Source organism: Caballeronia sp. LjRoot31 (assembly GCF_964253885.1).
Lineage (GTDB): Bacteria > Pseudomonadota > Gammaproteobacteria > Burkholderiales > Burkholderiaceae > Caballeronia.
Map to the genome: position 1 here is coordinate 387,647 of NZ_CAXURX020000001.1, position 21,504 is coordinate 409,150.

Below are 21,504 nucleotides of genomic sequence, written 5' to 3' on the forward strand. Positions count from 1 at the left end.
CCACGATGATTACATCTCATCGAGCAAGGCGATGAGTCAAGGCATCGTCGCGGTAATTCACAGAGCAGGCGACCGAGCTACCTGTCAACACCCGGTGTTCAAAGCGACGTTGCGGAGCTCGGAGCTTTGAATTCCTTTGGGGCATATAAGGCGGCCTGTTGACCAAAATAGACGCGAAAACGGCCTGCCTCACGTGAGCGTACTGGGCGAGCACCTCATGTCATCTGCGAATTTACAAGGCCGCCCGACTGGGAGTTTGCAATGCATCATTCCGCACGATTTGAAGAGCTTTCAAGCATAATCAACCATCTTTCGGGTGAACGTGCAATCGTCTGTCTCAGGGTCATGTTGAATGATGAGGTAAGCAACGGAACATCAATCTTCGGCAGCCCTGCCGAATTGCCTGAAATGCTCGCAGGCATCATCGCCAAAAACGGCGGGATGGTACATCCTTTAAAAGACGCCGATTTGCCTGACCTAGGAAGTGCCGCTAAAACGCTCCTGTTGGCTGCGCTCGAATCAGATAATATGCAAGACAGGGTGGAAGGCGCCCTGCAGGTGAACGCCAGAGAAATGTTGTTTGAGCCTGTGTCTGGGATGTTAGCCATTGCCGGCGTCTTGATGCTTCTGAAGACTAACCTCGACATTAAAATAAAACGGGGGCCGGATGGTAAGTGGGTCTGCGAAGGGAAGGTCAACAGTAAGAGCTTATCAGAAGATTTCCTAAAAAAACTTCTTGATATTTTCACCACGTCACCATGACTGTATTTCACGTTTACATATTTGGCCGGATTAGTTCAACAGAGAACTTTAGCTTCATTATATTTTCTCAGTATCAAGACTGTCGCGGGATTTTTAACTCGAATTTGAGCGCGACTAGCTTACTGGCTCTACGTGAAGATATAAACACTCTACGTCGCTTCGCAGAAGGTAGATATCCAAAGATGCGCGAAGCCGACCTAAGGGCCCTTGGAAAAAAAATGTTCGATTTGGTTTTTCAAGACCAAATAAGAGACATGCTTCACGATGCAACACGTGATGCCGCAAACACAGATGGGTATTTGCCGGTCGAAATTTTTGCGGAGGACAGTGAGGTTGCCGCATGGCCTTGGGAGTTTATGTACCATCCCGAAAATAAAATCTTTATAGCGAACGATGTCCATCCGATATCGAGAAATATATTTAGCAGAAGAGTATCGAACAAGCTTGCGGAATCGCGAGAGTCGACACGCATTTTGCTTATCTTAGGAGTCTCTCCGGAAGATAAATATACAAAGCCGGACGAGGAGATACGTGTCCTCGAAGAGGTGTTCTCGGCAAAACTCGGAACAACCGAGTATACGCTGGATGTACTGCCAGCAAACGATTATAAGAAACTGCAAGCGGCATTTCAAAATTCGAGATATGACATTGTTCATTATTATGGGCACGCGGGAGTGGACTTTGCCAATGAGTCCGGATACCTAGCTATACAGCGTGCAGGTTCTGAACCATTTCGAATTTATTCTGCCGATTTGGCGCAATTGTTAATGTCTTCAAAGGTCCGCCTGGTATTTTTGAACGCTTGCCAGACTGCTCGGGACGCAGAGGCGGAGAGCGTAGGTCGTAACTCGGTTGCAGTTAGCCTTCTTAGCGCGGGTATCCCAGCCGTAGTTGGCATGCAATTCTCACTTCCCGACATAAGTGCTCACTCTCTTGCCGCAAGCGTCTATCGCGCTTTGCTAACCTCGCAGAGTGTCGCGGCGGCAGTTCGAGAAGGAAGAACTTCAATGCGCCTTGCCGAAAACGCGGAATTTTTCGAATGGGGACTTCCCGTTCTTTATACGACTGACCCATCCTGCATTCTCTTTCCTTGTGCGCACGGAAAAAAGACTGCTATTTCTGAAGATATTGACCACCTCGATTGGCATCGAAGCGAGGGAGAAAACGGAAAGAATGTAAATAATAAAATTCGTGTTGGGCTACTTGATATTGACGCGAAAGTCGGATTTCTAAAAGATATTGTTTCACTTGCAAATAAAGCTCAGGATTACTGCGTTTTTGAGGTCATCTATGAGGCGGTCCCCAGTGGATATCTCCGGCCAGGATTTGATAGGCACAAAGAGACACACACTTACGTACCGAGACTCGCGCCCCTTCTACATTCGCTCAGAAACAGCTTAAAGTTAAATGTAGTGTGCGGCTTGACGGAACATCTCGTTGCGAACGAGTCGAAAAAGTGGCAACAATGGAATGAGTTCGCCGGGTCAGTTAAGGGCGAAGACAACTTGTTCGTCGTCTCTACGTGCGATTTGCGCCAATATGCATCAGAAGCGAACGTTCCTTTCTCGAAAGCTGTCATATATATGGTATTGCGACAATTACTAACGCTCGCGACAACGGATTCTGATGAAAAAATCGGATTTCACAAAAAGACAGTTGGCTGCTTATTGGACGATTGTGTGGAAAGAGACGACTTAGTCAAGGGTCTAAATCACATGGCATTTGACCACGAAAAGTGTCGGGAAAAGGTCGCGGATAAACGTCAGTTAAAAGCGATTGATAGTCTGTTGAAAATAGACTTTTCCGAAGAACATAAGCGAACCGTCAGTTCGTTAGGCGCTGTTCGTCACCCTCGAAAGTGACCCGACGTTGAGTTAAGATGATTTAGTTTCCAGTCTAGCGACGCAAGCAGTTACATTGCGGGCAGTATAGTCCGACGACGATTGAAATTGGTCGCCGATTGGAAGAGGAAGAAGAGGAAGAGGTCAAAGGTGTTCGTTTGCACTTAGACCGAATTTATAGCTCTTTTCTCTGTGCGGCTTGAGTCGCTGGCCCGAGCGTGGTCGACAACATTTCGCAATTGCGGTCGTTCACGGCGCTTGCAAAGCCAAATTCTGACAGAGCGGTTAGCCTTCGGGCCGCACCAGGAACTTTTCTATTGGCGACATTAACAGTTGTGGCTACAAAGAACTCAGCCCACCTGCGCACATCGACGTCTGACAAACACTCAATTACCGACTGGCCTTTTCATTTCGGCGATACGTTCGGGCGGAGGGCAGGTGAAAGCTCCCTGCGGTGGCGCAACCGTCATATGGACGCGTTCAGGAATGCACAAAAGGTCCGAGCCAGGAAAAGGCTTTTCTCGTTCGGTTTATTTGGTCGCTTCCGATGCAGCATAAGAATGGCGGGTGTTGCAAGCAGGGGCGTCGCGTCGGCATCGGCACGATAGGCTCCGCGTCGGTGCTCCGGGGACAGGCAAACTCACTAAGAGCGGCTTGCCCAACGGCTGTAGGACTGTGGGCGAAGTTTTTAGTCTGCTCTCTCCCCTGTTTTGGGAACCGATGAGGCTTCGGTATGCGGTACGACTGCTGTACTAATCGATTTCGTCCAATTTGCGTGAAGCGTGGCAATTTCGCTGCCGCGCATTTTTAGTGCGTCCATAAATATTTCCCGGGATTCATCGTCGTCCTTAACTTTGCTCAACTCAGTCGCTAACTCCCGCCGCTCGATTTCGATTTCCCGAATTTCCGCCTTGGTTTTCCAGGCCGCCAGCACTGCGCGCGCGTTGCGAATGCTCATCGCCGTGCGACACAAAAGGAGACCTCCGAATAACCCAACGCCGGCGCACAACGCCATGAGTGTTCCTGTGTCGAGCGCGCTACAAACAGGGAACGCGTGCTCCGCAACATATCCAATCAGCATGCAGAGCATCGCACCGAATACACCCGTCAATATCTCGGTTTGTTTTTCCTGCAGCCGGGCGGCCATGGCCTGCAAGTGACCGATGCTGGCGGTCAAAGCCTCTGCTATTTTTTCGGGGGCAATTTGCGCGACGTTTTCGACCTTTCCCATCGTAGTTCACCTCTGCGCAGAGAAATATGGATTTTCAGCAAATTCCTCAGCCACATTTAGCTCAATCCGCTTTGGTACTTTCCTGCCAGCACACGACTTTCTTAAGCGGACCACTAGCCTTCCATAATCGCACGGCGGTCGTTACACACTGAAGAAAAAGATAACCGACTATTACCGTCGCGGCCGGCGCGAACTGTGACACTTTTGACAGACCAGGCGCGATAGCTGCCAATATTGCGGATGGACCTGTGACGCTCCAATAGTCAACTGTTGCAATCGCGAGCGGCGCAAGGGCGAGCGCGAATAACACGCTGCACGCGAGCAGTTGAATAACGTTCGTCCGTGTTGTGTGCAGAACGGAGCGAGCGAGAGCACGCTGACGTTCGATGTTCGCTTTCAGCTCAACCGAGAATGCAGCGTCGACACAGCCAAGCTCGGAATGGGCGCGGTTCCCGTCATTTGCTCGTTCTGTCGTTGAACTCGAGTCAGGCGGAGTAGGCAGAGATACGACAGATTCACAGTTCATATCGAAAGGCCCCCCTAGCAAACAAGCATAGGACTAAATCAGCGGATTCGGAAGAAAACAACTTCCAATGAAGAGGTAATTCACTTGTCGTCCGGCGTCGCAGGAAGGGTCTGGAATGCGTCAGAGAGCGCGAAGTTTCGCAACTAGTTAGCACGTTCAAGCTGAAAGTGAGGGGCCGTGTTTTGGCGTTTTGCATCCTCGAATGGCAGGGACGGGCAACCACAGGAGGCACCGTTAAGTCATCGCCTAACGCGCAATTTTTTCGTGCTACCTACCGGGTTTGGGCGTCGTCGACTGGTACGACAACCGACAGAATGACCCCTTACGGATGCTCTCGAGCTTCAGTTACAAAAGGCTCACGCGCGCAGCTTAATCCCTCATGTTTTCTTGTCGTGCTCGGGGGTCCTCGCAATAGCTAACCATTGGCTCTGCGGCGCTTCTTTTTATTCCCGGTCACCGCTTATTATTTTCAGGACTGCTGACTCGGCCACCGACCCGGTCACGACTGTGAGCTACCGCACATTCTTTTGCATCTTATGGCCGTTTTTCCCTGCTTTTTTCAATGTACCCGTCTAAATTAAATCAGCGAAAGGTTCTTTAAAGTGACGATGAATTAGGGGGCATCATGCAGATGCTATTGCAACGCACCACTCAGACGCCTCAGTCGGTCGAGGGCACACTGTTGGTTGATAGCCAGTTCGAATGCTTTACCTTGGAACCCGTTGTTCGCGAGATGCTTGGGCAGCCGGTTGGATACTGGAAGGTGCCGGGGAAAACTGCAATCCCCGTAGGCACCTATGCTGTCGAGGTTTCCTATTTTTCCCGAGACGGTTACAACAGCCCAATACTCGACAACGTCCCCGGCTTTCTCGGTATCCGAATTCACATTGGCAACTTCCCACGAGACACCGAGGGATGCATGCTGGTCGGGACCGAGATGGGTAACGACCAAGTGCTTAACAGCAAAGTTTGCGTTTGTTGCACTAATGACAAAGATACCGGCCGCGCAGCAGAACCATGAGCCCATTCACATAACTGTGAAGCCAGCTCCCATGCTCGTCGCTCAGCTTGCTGCGATAAAGAACGCGTAGACGACGGATAACGCAACTTGGTTTCCGCGTGGGCCTCAGTGGTGCTTGTCCTTAACTTGCGAGCACCATCACCAGCATCGCGACACGGCCAACAGATACTCGTTCGTGAAGAGGTTCCGTTGAGAGGTCACGCTGGAAAGCGACGTTGAATTACAGTGCAATTGGTAGTTCGGATTCCATATGGATAAAAAAGGCAGTTCTTGACCACAGTGGCTAGATTCAGGACCCAGATGAGCCCTCTATTTTTGAAAGTGCAAATTGACCTTTAATCTGATTGAGGAGTGAGCCATGCCAGTTACCATGAACGGAACCTACGACGGAGTGTTAGACGTTAACCACGACAATCCGGTGGTGTTGGGTGATGCACAAGCTGCGGGCATTATCGCCGTGATTCACAAGGCGACTGAGGGTGCCAGTTGGCAGGACCCTCTTTACGAACGACGTCGGTACGAAGCGAGCGCGCTGGGTCTGCTCTGGGGCGCCTACCATTTCTCGAGTGGCCGGCCCCCGGAATCCCAAGTAGACAATTTTCTCAAAACAATCCAATGGGGCGTCGACCAGGTGTCGGACGCGGCGACACTGCTCGCTCTCGACTACGAAACCAGTACGAGTGGCCCGGACATGTCAGTTGAGGACGCGTGTACATTTGTGTCGCTGGTGAATCAGAGAACCGGTCGCTGGCCGCTGGTCTATGGCAGCAACCTTATTGCCCATGCTGACGCAGTAGCAGACCCCGCGTGCCCCTTGAGCAACTGTCCTTTATGGTATGCAAACTACAACGACCAGCCGCAATCTGTTCCGAAGCGGGTCTGGAAGTCGTGGAGCCTTTGGCAATATTCTGACGGTCGAAATGGACCGGGGCCCACCTTGTCAGGTTTTGACCGGAGTTGCGTCATGGGGACGCAAGCTGCACTGCAGCAAGCGTGGCCCGCTCTGGCGTGAGTTCGCCCGGCGTCTCACGGCTTGGTGCGCTAGTCTTCTCGGCGTGAGTGCGATAAAGACAGACGAAAACACGCGTTGTCTCGCGTTTGACCTTCAACCTCCTCTGGAGCAAGTCATGCTGGACTCGCAAAAAAATAAGGGCGCCAGTCAGAGTGGACAAGACCAGGCATCCGACGTTGTGCGGAAAGGACGGATGAGGATTCCAATATCAGTGGCCGACGTTAACGAACCAATGGAACGACAGGTTCGATTCAAGCGACTGTGTGGATTTGTCGTGGTCGGCTGGTTTATTGGCTGCGTATTCCTGCGCTTCTGGGTCGATTTACACGGTTCGTGGTTGAATCGCGCAGCTATTCTTTCAGCCATCGTCGTCGTTCTTGTCGCGGCGCCGTTCATCGTGTTTTTGACAAAGCAATGGTACGTCAGGCGCAACGAGTTTCGTAATCGGTTGTCGGATGGGGCGCTCCTCTGTTATCTCGAACGATACTGGTGGCGCCGCGCGAGCAGTAAGAAAATTGACTTTAGCGAGGCATTAGACGAGACGGGAGAAGTGCTGCCGGAAATCAAGGCATGTCTGGAAACACAGAGGAAAACGGACCAATTGTTTTTGGAGCTGTATGACGAGCAATACGGCATAAGGGCGTTTGTGGTTCCATTCGCCCTAGTCCTACTTGCCACTTTCGCAAGCGCAGCCATAGTTTCCTGGTTGTGGGGTTGTCCCTTCGAGAATCCCAAGAATCCGGAACGTTGCATGGTTTTCGGGGCCAACCCCAACTTAGCCACAGCGGCAATTGCTGGCGCCTATATGTTCGCAGTTGGCGACGCCGTGAACTCGGTCAGGCAGAACAGCCTAAACATAGCAGATGTGTATTGGTACGCGTTGAGGCTCGTCGTCGCGATACCTCTAGGCGTGGCGGTGGGCAATGTCAGTGGGTTGAACGGCGATGCGCATACCCTTGTCGCGTTTGGCTTGGGAGCACTACCGGTAGAAGAGATACAGAAGCAGATTCGTCGGCTTACGATGGGGCAGATGCAAGCCGGTGACGCGCGCCAAGAGTCGGACCAGCTTCTCAGTTTGGAAGGCGTTACAGTCAGGACGAGTGCTCTACTCATTGCGGAGGGCATTTCGTCGATTAGCCAGGTCGAATCAAAGGACCCGGTCCTGTTGGCTGTTCGGACCGGGCTGGAATTTGATTTTATTTTGTACTTGGCCTCGCAAGCTGTAGTGCGGCGCCACCTCGGGTCCAGTGCATCGGCGCTTGTGCCTCTGGGGCTCATAGAAGCGCAAGCGATACGACAGTTGGTCCAAAGCCTCGATGACCCCGATGGCGACCGAAGTGCTCGAGCGCAGGCAACGCTTAAAGATGCGGCAGACCGAATCAGATTTGCCGCGAATACCGACCGCACAATCAACGCCCCCAGTGATGCGACCGTTCGGACGACCTTCGAACAAATCGCCGAGGCGCCCATCACTACATTTTTGTCCCACGTTGCGCCGCGCGGCTATCGCATCCGAGAAAACATGGGCTCGGTAGTAGCGACGAACTAGACGAAGAAGTCCGTAAAGACGACGGCTGGAAGAGACATTTTATCGACATGCTTGTCCAGAAACTTTGCTTCGTTTTTTTTGCAGCGCCGCAAAGGCGGAGCGAGCGGATAGCCGGTGCTGACGTTTCCTGTCTTGATGAGACGATGCGCGGACACGCCGACTGACACTGATGAGGCGCTGGCTCGTCAGTGTTTGAAGCAAACATGGCAAGCCCGAATCACGCGCGCCTGACCGCCAAAGGCCGGCTCATTCAGGGCTATGGAGTTTATTTAGCTTCCATCCCGACAAGCTCCATCGTTCCGCGCTTTGGACATGCATTTACTTTTTGGCACTCTTGGCGAATACGACTTTCGAGCGACTCGACGATGCGTAGTGCGGGTCGTCCCCATGTTGTTCGTTGCGAACGCTTGTTGCCGATGAACTTGATTGTTCCCTGGTGGGGATGCGTCACGTGCCGCCCGACGGAAATTCAGCTACTCGGCGTACATTGACCTGTTCTCCGGGCCTGGACGAGTATTGGTGCGAGACACGGGAGCTATTCACGATAGTGCTGCGTTGCAAGCTTGGCGCATATCAATGAAGGGCGGGTCGCCGTTCGATAAGTTGATGGTAGCCGACATCGACGCGGCATCCGTAGGCGCCTGTGAGACTCGCCTTCGAAGTCTGGGCGCCGATGCTCAAAGCTTTGTTGGACCTGCCTCGGAAACGGTTGACCAAATTTTGGCGCTATTACCAGGCGGCCTGCATCTTGCATTCGCCGACCCTTTCAACATCGAACATTTGGATTTTTCAATTATTCAAAAACTCGCAACGCGAAAGAACATCGACATCCTGCTGCATTTCAGCGTCATGGACGTCCAACGAAACATAGGGCAAGAATTTGATGCCTGCAGCTCGCGCCTCGAACGTGCGGCACCCGGGTGGCGGCAGTCAATCAATTTAGCGAAATTGCCAGTTAGGGACCGAGTCGGCGCATTTCTGAACTATTGGGAACAACGGGTTGCCAGCCTGACAACGCTGCAGGTCGCAGACGCCAAGCCTCTATTCATTAATCAGAAGCGCGGGCCACTTTACCGGCTAATACACCTGAGCCGTCACAAGCTTGCGGAAAAGCTGTGGAACGACGTCGGAAGGCAGCAGCGAAGTCAGTTGAGTCTGTTTCCAGATGAAGACTGAGACTCTATGCCGACCGGTCTCGTCTGTAGTCTCGACATCCCGCAGCATTCACTCAGATACTCATAAATCCTCGTCACTTGCAAACACTTATGGATGAATCGCTCGGTATCCGTGCCCCAGATTCGCCGGCCGTGTGCTTGTTTTCTGCCTCTCGTTTCGTTCCTGAAAACAGCGTGGTCTGAGGTCGTCTGAAGCCTAAGAAATTGTGTCGGACGGTGAACGTGGCAACCATGTTCCGCTGTTGGATGAGGCTAAGCCGTGAGCGGTAAAGTGTCGAGCGTTTGATTAAGCCTGGTTCGGCCCTCAGCGGTCAGCCTAAACACTTCGCGACGCTTGACCACCCGTTGTTCGAGCAGACCGGCTTGGGAGAGCAAAAGAAGGGCATGACGGAGCAGGTCCTGGAGGAACGTAACTCTTGAGAAATCGCGCTCTTCTTCGGTGTTGCGAGCAAGCCCCCTGTCTCCCAACATGAACCGGTATCGGTTCTTGGGGCTGCGGTCGTTGTCGTAATCGTCCTCGGTGCGTTCTCGTACGACGTCAAAGTGCTGGTTGATAGTGTAGTCGCGTACGATATGGGAGATGAACTCGCCCGGCGTGGCATCCCGGTACAGCGCCACGAGACTCTCAAGCTCGTCAAACCCGAGGCGGTCACCTTCGTCGCGCTTGAAGTAAGGGTGAGCGCCGAAATTCTCCGATTCCTTCGCACAGAAGAGAAAAGCAAAGTAACAAAGCGCGGCCGCTTGGCGCTCTTTGTCGGACTCTGGCTTCAAATTCTCGCATTTCCGCAGTGCGTCAAAGAGTGCCGCGATATCGACACGCGGGTCGCGGCATCCTGCAAGGTAAAGCGTGCTATGGGGCGCCTGTAGTGTCGTTATGTACTCAATGAGCGCGTCGAGCGTTTCGGATATCGGGCCTGCCAGCGCGGCCTGCACCTTCATGCCGACCGCACTCGCGATATCGTCAATCTCCCTAGGGAGATTTTTAGCCACCGCATGGTGAACCTGGCACTCGGTTATGCGAAACAAGGTGTCAAGCGCCAACCTCAGGTATTGGCGCAGTTGCAGGCTCGACCAGACGCCTTGGGTAGGCGCAAGTCCGTCAAGAGTCACCTTGGTGCCATCGCGCGCGAAGCCTCGCGCCATCGCATGACGGATGGTTTGTTCGTCGACGAAGCCGTTCGCGCCTTCTGCTTGTTCCTCGGCCGCGATGGCTCGCAACGCGAGCGTCAGACCGCTGTGGCGGGTCCGCCAACTAAAGGGCGCTCTGACGTTGGCCGTGTTCGGAAAATAATGCAATAAGAACGCGGCTTGTTCGTCGCGCGAAGGCTTGCTGTCAAGTCGAAGAACCGGATGCAGCTTCTTGACGTCCGTTTCGCGGATAGTGGTCTTTGCTGGGTCCGATAGCCATGAAGCCTTCGGATGTTGTAGCCGCTCGAGGTGTCTCTGAAAGGCCTTCGCGAGTGCACGTCCCCCGTCAGATAAATCGTAGACGCCTTTCAGGTGCGCATGAGGAATTAAGAAGCCAAGGCCCTGCGTAATCGACGGCTGGTATTCAGGCGCGCTCATAAAGGCCGCCCCTTTGGGCGCATCTGCTTCTTCATCCTCTTCAAGAATGGTCGCGGCCTTCGCGCTGGGGATTCTCCGAAAGTTCAGTTGCTCCGGTTCATTGTCTTTCGGCCAGAGCCTTTGGGAGCCAGGAAGCTGGGTAATTCGCTCCTCTAACGCCGTGTTGCTCCAGACGAGAAGCAATTGCATCTTCTCAAGCCCTCGATTGAATGCCTCTTGAATGGCCTCATCAGGGAGGTTTCTGCCTTCGATGGTGTCGAGGACCTGCTGCACTTGCCAGCAAAGCGCGGAATAGACGCGAATGTAGCGCGCCCGGTTATTGATTCCGGGAAACACCTGGCGATACAGGTTCATATTTACGCTAGCTGTCCCGAGCGGGTCCACGCTGCTACTCGCAACGACCTTCGATACGTAATGAGCAAAGTCGAGCATGATTTAATAGCCTTTCAAACGTACGTCGATTTTCGCAACACCACTTGCTTCGAGCGCGCGCAGGTTGAGCCCGAGGAATATGGGCTTACCGCATCCAGGCAGGTGCACGGCCGCTCGATAGAGCTTGAGATTGCTCACCACGTTGTCATGCAAAAGTGCCGTGCCGCAGGCGGCGCAACTTGAAGCTGCGGTCACTGGTGGCTCATTAGGACCGTATGCCCCCATGATTGGGGTGCGAGTGATTTGGCCGGTTCTACGACGTAATTGAATGCGCTCGAGCACGCTGCGCACTTCCAAATACACGTCCGATAGGTCGCCTCGAGCCACCTCCTTCTTTCCCAGCATCGCGCAGACCAACTCTTCGAGCTGTTCCTTCGAAGTGCGAGACTGGCTAATTGCCGCCGCGCAATCGAGGATGGCAGCATGCGCCGACGGTGGTACCTGTCGAAACGGGCTCGTGTTCAACGCCGATTCGACATTGACGAGCCACTGCGATTCATCAAGTGCTTTTCCGGCCGCCTTTTCCACGTCGTCCTTCAGTGCAGCGCGGCTCAACTCAGGGGCAAAGTACGCGGCACACGCGGCCATACCACAGAAGACGGAGAGCAATCGCTCCCGGTTATGGACGTTGTAGTCGAATCTGGAATACTGCGCGAGCCAGATTGCTACCGGTGTGCCGTCAAACAGGGCCCCCGTCGTCGACGTATTTACATCGATTGCACACTTCTGCGCTTCCACCCTATTGCCTTCCAGCCCGTCCACAGCGCGATTTTCAACAGTCTCGGTTGCATCATTCGGCTCGAGAATGGCGCGCATGAGAACGGATGCTGCCGACAATGCAACTAGTCCGGAAAGCATCGGGGCTGATGCGTCGACAGCCAGCACCCGGGGGAGTACTTCGAACATCGCCTGTTGCGGGTCTTTACCGATGAGGGTTTTTGCGCGCTTTGGCTTGGGTGAACCGGACTTCTTCCGTCTGGTGGTGTCAACACCCTTTGCAGCGGACCCTTGATTTCCGGGGTTATCTGCTTCCTCTGGTCCCTTGCGCATCGTCCCATCAAGTTTTGGGTGGCTGGGTTGCGCCAGATTCACAAAGGCTGCGGCAAGGCAGGACTTCATCAATTCCGGTGAGCCGCCGAGTTTTTCCCGGTCCGGTTGATTCCATTTGTCATAACGTGTGTTCGAACCGCTACGCGACTGCGCCGAGGCGCCAGGCGAATTCACCGACGGTGCATTCGTGGGCTTGTTTCGCGGCGTGTCAGGCGACGAGTTATTCGGCGGCGGCGACGCGATGTTGGCGGCGGCCATATCTATTGGCGTGTGCAAGGCTCGCTTGAGAATGCGCAGAAATAGCGCATAAATCTTTCGCATGTCGTTTGCGCCCGGCCGTCCCGAACAGACGCGGCCAGCAGCGCGCTGCAGGTCCTTTTCATGAGGAGGTGCCGCGAGCTCCCGTTCGACGTTGAGCCAACCGGTGGCGACGCGTTTGCCTGCAATCAGTTTGAGGCGCAACGCTGTATCTGTCGAACACGACTCCGTCGTATTGGCCTTGAAGTTCCCATGCTCGTCGAGTGCAACACCGTCCAGGAGGAACTGAAGCGCGGTTCTATTCCAGACTTCGAGGCGGACTTGCCGCGCATGAAGCGCCGGTGACAGCGTGCCGGTGATAGCACCCTCAATCCATGACGCTTGCAGGGAAGGTGGGATAATCTCATCGCAAAGATTGTCGAATTCGCAAGGCCGATACTCGTCGGGCTTCGCGACATCCTCCCATTGGAGTGAACTTTCGAGTGACTTGCGAGCGAGGGACACTTCGACGTTTCTCGTCGTCCATAAGCTCTGCTCGGTGGCATTGACCGACCCGCACATTGTGAGGTAGGCGTCGCGCGCTTCAATCTCAAAGCACTTCGCATGAGCAAAACGCGTCGGGTCGTCTGCAACGGGGAGCACGAATCGAGTGGACTTCGGAAGCACGGAGGCTTCTTCCGAAAAGGGCAGATACAAAACACCGCCCGAGTGATGGTTCGAGAGCGCTACGCGCAGACGCTTAACGGAGCACTTCTGCGCCAGTTTCACGAGTGGCGCGCCCGACGGCGAGTGGTATGGCGAAAGCACGGTGAGCCGATGCGCCCGGTCTAGGTCTGAGGCTAGAAGCGCGAGCTGGTCACCAGCTGTATCGGTCAGCGTGTGAATGAGCCAGGTCGTGCGAGGCGCGTCCCACATCGCCGCATTGGCGCGGGACGCGGCGTATCGCGCACGTTGCGCATAGTAATTCAGGGCTTCTTGCGTTTCCTCGGAAAGTCCGGGGCGTTCGAGGAACTTTTGGACAAACTCTGCGAATTCTTTGAAAACATGAGGATGCGACGCTGCATTAACCGCGTCTATCACTTCGAGATTGCCGCCCTGTCCCTGAAACGTCAGGTTACCGCTGCCGACCACCAGGACATCGTCGTTGCTTTCTCGCTGCAGATAGGCAATCTTGGGGTGGAAGACGCCCGCCTTTTCCATCTGCACTGATATGACCCGATAGGCGTTACCGGCGTAAATGCTTGTCGTTTCGTTTAGCGTCTTGCAGGCCTCTCGAGAGTCGACCAGCAAGTCGATGCGCTCGCATCCGCCCAGCTTCAAAACGGGCATGCAAAACGATTCGAACCAACTCAAGCGCAGCGTAAATGTCGTGAAAAGTGTCCGCGTAGGCTCGAGTTCTTTTATTAAAGAGGTCAAGCGAGTTTGCAGCCCCATGCTACCCCCGATTATTTTTGTTGTTTCCGCCCTTTTGAACTGATTCTAATCCGTTCAGGTAAGCGCGGTGAACCTGACGTGGTGATTTACGACGTTAGCGAACAAGCGCGCCATCTACGGATGGTTATGCACAAATTTGCAATGGTGGAAAGCGCCGCTTTGGCTATCATGTGCTGCTCAACCTAGAAAAAATATAGATGACCATCGTTCAGTCACTGGGAATACCTGTCAACGGACAGCTCGTATCGGTTCGGAATCGGCGTTACGTAGTGACCGCTGTCGCTGCAAGTGGAATAACCGAAGGCACGAGCGCGGAGAACTTAGTATCGCTGTCGTCCGTCGAGGACGATGCCGCCGGCGAAGAATTGCGCGTCATCTGGGAGTTAGAACCCGGCGCCTCGATTCTGGAGCGTGCCTCCATGCCGGAGTTCTCTGGATTTGACGAGCCGGAACGACTCGATGCGTTCCTCAACGCGGTTCGGTGGGGTGCCGTTTCTCAAGGTGATACCCGAACGCTTCAGGCTCCGTTCCGTAGCGGCGTAGAAATAGAAGACTATCAGCTTGACCCGCTGGCGCGCGCCATACAGATGCCTCGCGTGAACTTGCTGATTGCAGACGACGTCGGTCTCGGAAAAACCATCGAAAGTGGCTTGGTCATTCAGGAGATGCTGCTGCGGCACCGAGCCCGAACGGTGCTAATCGTATGTCCGTCGTCAATCCAGATTCAGTGGCGCGACCAAATGCGGGACAAGTTTGGACTTGAGTTCCGAATTGTCGACAGCGAACTGATGAAGGAGCTTCGTCGCACGCGTGGCTTGGGCGTGAATCCATGGACGCACTTCCCGCGCCTCATCACGTCCATGGATTTTCTCAAGCGCGAACGACCGCTACGATTGATGCGGGAGGCGCTGCCAGCGCCCGGGCAGCCGATATATCCGCGCCGGTTCGATATGCTCGTCGTTGACGAAGCTCATAACGTCGCGCCGTCCGGCACGGGGCGATACGCGACCGATTCACAACGGACGGCGGCTATTCGGCTGCTGACGCCCCACTTCGAGCACAAGCTTTTCCTGTCTGCAACGCCGCACAACGGCTATTCCGAAAGCTTTTCATCTCTTCTCGAACTGCTGGATAACCAGCGGTTTGCGCGTAGCGTTCGACCGAATCCAGAGCAACTGGCAGCAGTGATGGTTCGGCGGTTAAAGCGGGAGCTGCCGCCACGTTGGGATGGAACGCCTCGTTATCCAGAACGCATCGTCGAACCGTTGGAAGTCGCGTACACGGACGCCGAGCGCGCGGCTCATCGAGCGCTCTCCCGCTATGCCGAACTGCGTGCTGGCACCGCACGTGACGACATGGAACGATTCGCGAGCGAGTTCGTTATGAAGCTGCTCAAAAAGCGGCTTTTTTCGTCGCCGGAAGCGTTTCGCCTCACGCTCGAGAAGCACCTCGAATCCCTCCGCAACGCCCGTCGACCGGGAGGTCGCACGCAGATGCCAGTTGTTGGCATGCTACGCCGTCAAGTCGAAGCGCTCGATGAAGACCCGGCCGATGACAATCAGCTAGATTTCGCTACTGATGAGGCCGTGGACTCGGCTGTCGCACTCTTCAGTCCCTTGTCTGCTGAAGAGGAACAACTGCTCGCCGAGCTCCGTGCCTGGGCAACTGACGCAGCGAGACGCCTCGATTCGAAGGCGGTCGAGTTGATATCTTGGCTGAAGTCGACTGTCTTGACCGACGAACCTTGGAACAGCGAGCGCGTGATTATCTTCAGCGAGTATCGTGCAACGCAGAAGTGGCTGCAGGGCATGCTTGCCTTCAATGGCTTCACCGGCGAAGACCGGGTGATGACCATGTACGGCGGCATGCGGAGTGACGACCGCGAGCGGGTGAAAGCCGCGTTCCAGACTTCGCCGGATATCTCGCCAGTTCGCATCTTGCTGGCAACTGACTCAGCGTCCGAAGGTATCGACCTGCAAAACCATTGTTCGCGACTCATCCACTATGAGATTCCGTGGAATCCGAACCGGATGGAACAGCGGAATGGTCGAATTGACCGTCACGGTCAGCGCCAACCGCAAGTGATGATTTATCACTTCGTGGGCAAGGGTTATCGCCAAAATGCGAAGAACGCGGCCGAGCATCCACCGGGCGACCTCGAGGGCGACCTTGAGTTTCTGATGCGTGCCGTTCAGAAGGTTGAAAATATTCGCGAAGACCTCGGGAAAGTGGGCCCGGTTATCTCCGCGCAAGTGACAGATGCGATGCTTGGCCGCCGCAAGCATCTCAACACCGAACAGGCCGAGCGCGATAGTGAGGCCTCGCACAAGCTGCTTCGCGTCGAGCGAGACCTCTGGGCTCAACTCCAGAAGCTTCACGAACAGCTCAACGAGACCAAACGCGAGCTGCATTTGGACCCAGAAAGTATTCAGTCGGTGGTGTCCGTCGGACTGTCGCTCGCTGGGCAACCGCCGCTGCAGGAAGGCTCTCTCGACGGAATCTGGCCAGACCCAACCGGCAAGCGAACGAAGTGTCCCGTCTTTCGATTACCGCATTTCGCCGGGTCATGGGGCCGGGTTACGGAAGGCTTGCGGCATCCGCATACCCAGGAGGTTCGACCGATTGTGTTCGACCACACCTTGGCGAGCGGTCGCGACGACGTCGTCCTGGCTCACTTGAACCATCGACTAGTACAGAACTGTCTGCAGCGGTTGCGAGCGGAGATTTGGTCAGTTGCGGGCCATCATCGCCTGCACCGGATTACGGCGAGGGTGATTCCAAACAAGGCGTCAGATGTCCCTGTTGTCATCGCCCATGGCCGCTTGGTGGTGCTAGGGGGCGATAACAAACGGCTGCACGAGGAAATCATCTTCGCCGGCGGTGAATTGCGCGAAGGGCGATTTGCGCGTATTTCCCAAGTTGGTCGCTTGGAGCAGCTACTGAATGTTGCCACGACGCAACGCGTCGCAGAATCGATGCAGCGGCGTCTCATGACACTGTGGCCGACCCACGAGGGGGCACTGCTTCGTTCGCTCGATGCGCGCATGAAAGACCGGACGGGAACGCTGCAGAGCCGACTCGATGAGCGAGCCGCACGCGAAATCTCCGCTATGCGCGCCGTGCTGGATGAGCTCCGGGCGAGCATTCGGTCACAGTTGCACGACGTTACCCCTCAGCTCGAGCTCTTCTCGACGCCGGAGAAAGACCAGTTTGAGCGAGACCGCAATGCATTGGAGCGGCGCGTCGATGAGCTCCCGAGAGAAATGGAACAGGAAGAGAAACTCATCTCAGCTCGATATGCTGAGCCAACACCCCGCCTTTTTCCCGTGTCTGTGACCTATCTGGTTCCAGAGGCCCTTGCGCGCCAGGGAGGGGCGTAACCCATGTCCATTGCTCATCAACATAATGAATGGTTGTCTCTAATCGAGGTTTCAGGGCCTTTTTTGTCCTTGCCGGTGCTGTTGAAGGTGTTCCCGCAGGGCTTGGACGCACTCGATACCGACGTGTCTAGGAATGTTCGTCTTGCGTTCGGTGAATGGGAGGACCATCGTACGGACGTTGCGATTCACACCGCATGGCTCGAGTTCGTGCTCAAACGGACACTCGGATATCCGGATGACTACTTGCTCACAGGTCAGTCGTTGCCGAATGGGTTGGAAGCTCGCGTTCTCGAGCATGGCGAAACCCTGCGTCCGACCTACGCACTGAAAGCACCCCAAGAAGCCCTTCCGCGAATGCTGGTGAATCTATATCCGCCGAGTCAGGCGCTCACAAAGCCGGTACCCGGCACAGCTTGGAAGACAGGTTCGCCCGACACTCGGATGATGACGTTGCTGCATGCGACTGGCATTCCACTCGGTCTTGTCACGAACGGAGAGAGATGGCTTCTGGTCGCGGCGAAGCCAGGCGAAACCACCTGCTACATCACATGGGATGCAGGGCTGTGGTCTGAAGAGCCGCTTACCCTACGAGCCCTTGCCTCGCTGCTCGGAGTGGGTCGTTTCTTTAATGCAGCAGAGAGCGAAACACTGCCGCTCATGCTGGCTGAAAGCGCGCTGAATCAGCAGGAAGTCACCGACCAACTTGGTCAACAGGTTCTGAAGGCAGTTGAGGTATTGATTCAGGCGCTGGACCGCATCGACGCCGACCAGCAGGGGCGCTTATTGCAGGGTATCGGAGAGAAGGACCTTTACCAGGCCGCTCTGACTGTCATGATGCGATTGGTGTTTATGATTTCAGCAGAGGAGCGCGGTCTTCTTCTGCTTGGCGACGCGTTGTACGACCGCCATTACGCCATCTCAACGCTACGCGACCAGTTGCGGGAGATACCCGACGAGCACCTTCTCGAGCATCGACATGACGCGTGGAGCCGACTCTTGGCCACCTGCCGAGTAATCTACGGTGGAGTCGAGCACGAGGCGATGCGTTTGCCGGCTTACGGGGGAGACTTGTTCGACCCGGACCGCTACCCATTTTTGGAAGGCCGGAAAGCAGACACCTCATGGGTGGATACGCCAGCAGCACCCCTTCCAATCAACAACCGCACGGTACTGCATCTATTGGAGTCGCTGCAGTTTCTGCGAATACGCGTTCCGGGAGGCGGGACTGAGTCACGGCGGCTGTCGTTCCGCGCGCTCGATATCGAACAGATTGGCCACGTGTATGAGGGGCTGCTCGACCATACGGCGAAACGCGCGTCTTCGCCGGTGCTGGGATTCAAAGCGAGCGGTGGCGACGAAACTGAAATCGCTCTGAACGAGCTCGAAGAACGCGCGGCCGCTGGTGAGGATGAGCTCGTTGCGTTCTTGAAGGAGAAAACTGGACGCACACCTGCAGCGATACGCCGAGCGTTCGCACAGGCAGGCGATGCGAATTCGCTCATGCTGCACTCGGCTTGCGGGACGGCGGATGGCCTCTACGACCGAATCAAACGGTACGCGCTTCTCCTACGCGAGGACAGCAATGGTTACCCAATAATTGTGCAACAAGGCAGCGTCTACGTTGCGTCAGGGTCAGACCGTCGCAGCACAGGAACGCATTACACGCCCAGAAGCCTCACCGAGCCTGTCGTAAAGACTACCCTGGAGCCACTTCTCTACTATGGGGTCGACCGAGGAAATGTGCCGACGCCTGAGCGACTTAAGACGCCCGCTGAAATCCTGTCTCTAAAGATTTGCGATTTCGCCTGTGGCTCCGGTGCATTTCTAGTACAGGCCTGTCGATACCTATCTGAGCGTCTGGTAGAGGCCTGGAGCCTCGCGGAAGCGACGCAACCGGACGTGTTACTCGTTATTCCAGAGGCGTTTCCGTCGGATTCACATCATAGCGAGCAACTCATCCCGCACGACACGGAGGAACGGCTTGCGCTTGCCCGCCGGTTGGTTGCGGAACGCTGCCTGTATGGTGTAGATGTGAACCCGATGGCCGTGGAGATGGCCAAGCTTTCACTCTGGCTTATCACGCTCCACAAAAGCCGCCCTTTCACGTTCGTAGACCATGCAATCAAATGTGGCGACAGCCTTTTGGGTTTGCACACGACGGACCAAATAGAGAGTTTTCATCTTATTCCGTCGCGTACGTCCGAGCGCCTGCACGACTACATCAAGCGCGAGTGCGTGAGGCTACTTGATGTTGCTAGAACGAAGCGGGAGCAGCTTGAGCGCTTTACAGTGCTCGATATGCGTGACGCTGAGGTCAAAGGCCAGCTACATCGCGAGGCCGAGGTGGCCCTCCTAAGCATTCGGGTTCTAGCAGACTTGGTCGTAGGCGCTGGGCTTGCTACCGCCAGCAGCACGGCCTCACGCAGCCTTAGCTTGCTGGATTCAAAATTGGACGAATGTTTGCTTGACGCCGGGGCGGCTTTCGATAGTGGACCGCCGCCGTTGATTTTAGAAGCGAAGCTCCAGGGTTTGCAAGAGCGTGCAGACGCTTTGCTGTGTCCGCCATCCGCGCCTTCCCCAAGACGTACCTTCCATTGGCTTGTCGAATTCCCAGAAGTGTTTTCGAATCCCGACAATCCTGGGTTCGACGCTGTTATTGGTAATCCCCCGTTCGTGGGTGGCCAAAAAATCACGGGCAACTTGGGCACCGACTATAGGGATTTCCTGGTTCTGCAGCATGCCGAAGGTCGCCGGGGGAGCGCCGACCTTTGCGCATATTTTTTTCTGCGCGCGGCCAAGCTGCTCAAGGTCGGAGGTAATCTGGGGCTGTTGGCGGTGAACACTATTGCAGAGGGAGATACGCGGCAGGTCGGGCTCGAAGCAATGCTCCGTCAAGGGTACAGCATCTATGCTGCCAACCCGAGTTTCCCATGGCCCGGGGTTGCGGCGGTGCTTGCCAGCGCGGTGCATATCCATCGCGGTGGATGGCGCGGCGGCTATCGGCTCAAAGACGAACCTGTACTCACCATCTCCGCATTCCTGTCGGGTGAGGACGAGTGGAGCCCAAAGCCCCTTCTGTCCAACGCGAACCAATCCTACCAAGGCTCCATTATTCTCGGACGTGGTTTCACGATAAGTGAGGAAGTTGCGCAAGGATTCATTGAACGGGACCAGAAGAATGCCGAAGTGCTGTATTCATATCTCAGCGGAGAGGACTTGAATTCGCACCCCGAGCAGAAGGCTTCGCGTTGGGTCATCAATTTCTGGGACTGGCCACTTTCCCGTGATGCCGATGGTCACTGGACGGGGGCGGATGAGGGGAAACGAGAGAGCTGGCTACGCACGGGGCGCGTCCCGGTCGACTACCCTGGCCGAGTCGCGTCGGATTTCCAGGAATTGTTGCAGATAGTTAGAGAGAAAGTGAAGCCGGAACGCGACCGCCTTGGAGGCAACGCGAGCGCCGAAGGCCGAAAGAGACGCTGGTGGCACTATGGCCGCGACGCAAAGGCGCTGTACCATGCCATCGGGCGCGGGGACGCTTTTGCTGTTCATCCCGACTCCTGGAAAGGCGACGAAGCTAACACTCTGGCACATGTGTTGGCGTACGCACGTCACAGCAAGTACTGGTGTCCGGACTTTGTATCGAGTCAGATGGTATTTTCGGACGCGCTGTGTGTGAACACTTTGGACTCATTCCGCAAGTTCGCCTTATTGCAGTCCTCAGTCCATGGTGAATGGGCGTGGAAGCTCTCGTCAAGCTTAGAGTCTCGGCTTCGGTACACCCCGAGTGACGTCTTCGAGCCGTTTCCGTTCCCGGAACAATATGACGAGCTCGAGGAACTGGGTGAGTCGTATGTGATGCTCCGCCGGCGGTTAATGAGCGATGAGCGAGTTGGGCTGACTCAACTCTACAATCACTTCCATGCTCCTGAGGCCCAATTGACGGACGTTGGCAAACTACGCGAACTTCATGTCCGGATTGACCATGCCGTGATTTCTGCATACGGCTGGCACGACATCGACCTCAAACATGATTTCCACGCGGTGCCGTATCTACCTGAGGATGACCGCGTGCGCTTTACCATATGCGAGGAAGCGCGGCTTGAAATCCTGCGGCGCCTCTCACGTTTGAACCGCGAGCACTATGCAGTCGAACAATTTCATGCGGCGACGATAGCGGCAAAAGATGCTGCGACAAAGCGTCCGCGCAAGCGTATCAATCGTACGCAAAGCATCGCCTCAGAAGTTCAAACGGACCTATTTTGAA

Annotated in this window: 11 protein-coding genes; 8 read left to right on the plus strand and 3 right to left on the minus strand. The window is 55.1% G+C overall.

The features are described 5' to 3' along the window. The first annotated feature begins 261 nt into the window (after positions 1–261). Both ACSQ8V_RS01750 and ACSQ8V_RS01755 read left to right on the plus strand, forming a co-directional pair. On the plus strand, positions 262–762 hold the full coding sequence (locus ACSQ8V_RS01750) for a hypothetical protein (RefSeq protein ID WP_436204706.1): 501 nt from the start codon (positions 262–264) through the stop codon (positions 760–762). A gap of 182 nt (positions 763–944) precedes the next feature. Continuing rightward, positions 945–2,624 (plus strand): CHAT domain-containing protein, encoded by a 1,680-nt coding sequence (locus ACSQ8V_RS01755; RefSeq protein ID WP_436204707.1) that lies wholly within the window; start codon positions 945–947, stop codon positions 2,622–2,624. A 667-nt stretch (positions 2,625–3,291) separates the two neighbouring features. Here the strand turns inward: ACSQ8V_RS01755 and ACSQ8V_RS01760 are convergent. Beyond that, positions 3,292–3,834 carry a hypothetical protein gene (locus ACSQ8V_RS01760; RefSeq protein WP_436204708.1) on the minus strand — a complete coding sequence of 181 codons (543 nt, stop codon included), beginning with the start codon at positions 3,832–3,834 and terminating at the stop codon, positions 3,292–3,294. Between the two features lie 1,151 nt (positions 3,835–4,985). Here ACSQ8V_RS01760 and ACSQ8V_RS01765 point away from each other — a divergent pair. The 4 genes from ACSQ8V_RS01765 to tcmP all read left to right on the plus strand — a co-directional run bounded on the left by ACSQ8V_RS01765 (position 4,986) and on the right by tcmP (position 9,118). Continuing rightward, the gene (locus ACSQ8V_RS01765) at positions 4,986–5,381 is read left to right on the plus strand and encodes a DUF5675 family protein (protein ID WP_436204709.1); all 396 of its coding nucleotides are present in this window, start codon (positions 4,986–4,988) and stop codon (positions 5,379–5,381) included. Between the two features lie 358 nt (positions 5,382–5,739). Continuing rightward, positions 5,740–6,393, plus strand: a complete 654-nt coding sequence (locus tag ACSQ8V_RS01770; protein ID WP_436204710.1) for a glycoside hydrolase family 25 protein — start codon at positions 5,740–5,742, stop codon at positions 6,391–6,393. Between the two features lie 115 nt (positions 6,394–6,508). Beyond that, on the plus strand, positions 6,509–7,942 hold the full coding sequence (locus tag ACSQ8V_RS01775) for a hypothetical protein (protein WP_436204711.1): 1,434 nt from the start codon (positions 6,509–6,511) through the stop codon (positions 7,940–7,942). A 426-nt stretch (positions 7,943–8,368) separates the two neighbouring features. Continuing rightward, complete coding sequence (gene tcmP / locus ACSQ8V_RS01780) at positions 8,369–9,118, plus strand: three-Cys-motif partner protein TcmP (protein WP_436204712.1); 750 nt, start codon at positions 8,369–8,371, stop codon at positions 9,116–9,118. Between the two features lie 251 nt (positions 9,119–9,369). Here tcmP and ACSQ8V_RS01785 read toward each other — a convergent pair whose 3' ends face one another. Beyond that, positions 9,370–11,115 carry a hypothetical protein gene (locus ACSQ8V_RS01785; RefSeq protein ID WP_436204713.1) on the minus strand — a complete coding sequence of 582 codons (1,746 nt, stop codon included), beginning with the start codon at positions 11,113–11,115 and terminating at the stop codon, positions 9,370–9,372. Between the two features lie 3 nt (positions 11,116–11,118). Then, the gene (locus ACSQ8V_RS01790) at positions 11,119–13,857 is read right to left on the minus strand and encodes a hypothetical protein (RefSeq protein ID WP_436204714.1); all 2,739 of its coding nucleotides are present in this window, start codon (positions 13,855–13,857) and stop codon (positions 11,119–11,121) included. A gap of 197 nt (positions 13,858–14,054) precedes the next feature. Between ACSQ8V_RS01790 and drmD the strand changes: the two genes are divergently transcribed. Then, on the plus strand, positions 14,055–17,237 hold the full coding sequence (gene drmD, locus ACSQ8V_RS01795) for a DISARM system SNF2-like helicase DrmD (RefSeq protein ID WP_436204715.1): 3,183 nt from the start codon (positions 14,055–14,057) through the stop codon (positions 17,235–17,237). 3 nt (positions 17,238–17,240) lie between these two features. After that, entirely contained in the window at positions 17,241–21,503 is a 4,263-nt protein-coding gene (locus ACSQ8V_RS01800; protein ID WP_436204716.1) for an Eco57I restriction-modification methylase domain-containing protein, read from the plus strand. The last annotated feature ends 1 nt before the right edge of the window (position 21,504 follow it).

What these genes read in the sequence shown, in the direction of transcription:
- ACSQ8V_RS01750 (WP_436204706.1), top strand. Translation starts at nt 262, where the DNA reads ATGCATCATTCCGCACGATTTGAAGAGCTTTCAAGCATAATCAACCAT.
- ACSQ8V_RS01755 (WP_436204707.1), top strand. Translation starts at nt 945, where the DNA reads ATGCGCGAAGCCGACCTAAGGGCCCTTGGAAAAAAAATGTTCGATTTG.
- ACSQ8V_RS01760 (WP_436204708.1), bottom strand. Translation starts at nt 3,834, where the DNA reads ATGGGAAAGGTCGAAAACGTCGCGCAAATTGCCCCCGAAAAAATAGCA.
- ACSQ8V_RS01765 (WP_436204709.1), top strand. Translation starts at nt 4,986, where the DNA reads ATGCAGATGCTATTGCAACGCACCACTCAGACGCCTCAGTCGGTCGAG.
- ACSQ8V_RS01770 (WP_436204710.1), top strand. Translation starts at nt 5,740, where the DNA reads ATGCCAGTTACCATGAACGGAACCTACGACGGAGTGTTAGACGTTAAC.
- ACSQ8V_RS01775 (WP_436204711.1), top strand. Translation starts at nt 6,509, where the DNA reads ATGCTGGACTCGCAAAAAAATAAGGGCGCCAGTCAGAGTGGACAAGAC.
- ACSQ8V_RS01785 (WP_436204713.1), bottom strand. Translation starts at nt 11,115, where the DNA reads ATGCTCGACTTTGCTCATTACGTATCGAAGGTCGTTGCGAGTAGCAGC.
- ACSQ8V_RS01790 (WP_436204714.1), bottom strand. Translation starts at nt 13,857, where the DNA reads ATGGGGCTGCAAACTCGCTTGACCTCTTTAATAAAAGAACTCGAGCCT.
- drmD (WP_436204715.1), top strand. Translation starts at nt 14,055, where the DNA reads ATGACCATCGTTCAGTCACTGGGAATACCTGTCAACGGACAGCTCGTA.
- ACSQ8V_RS01800 (WP_436204716.1), top strand. Translation starts at nt 17,241, where the DNA reads ATGTCCATTGCTCATCAACATAATGAATGGTTGTCTCTAATCGAGGTT.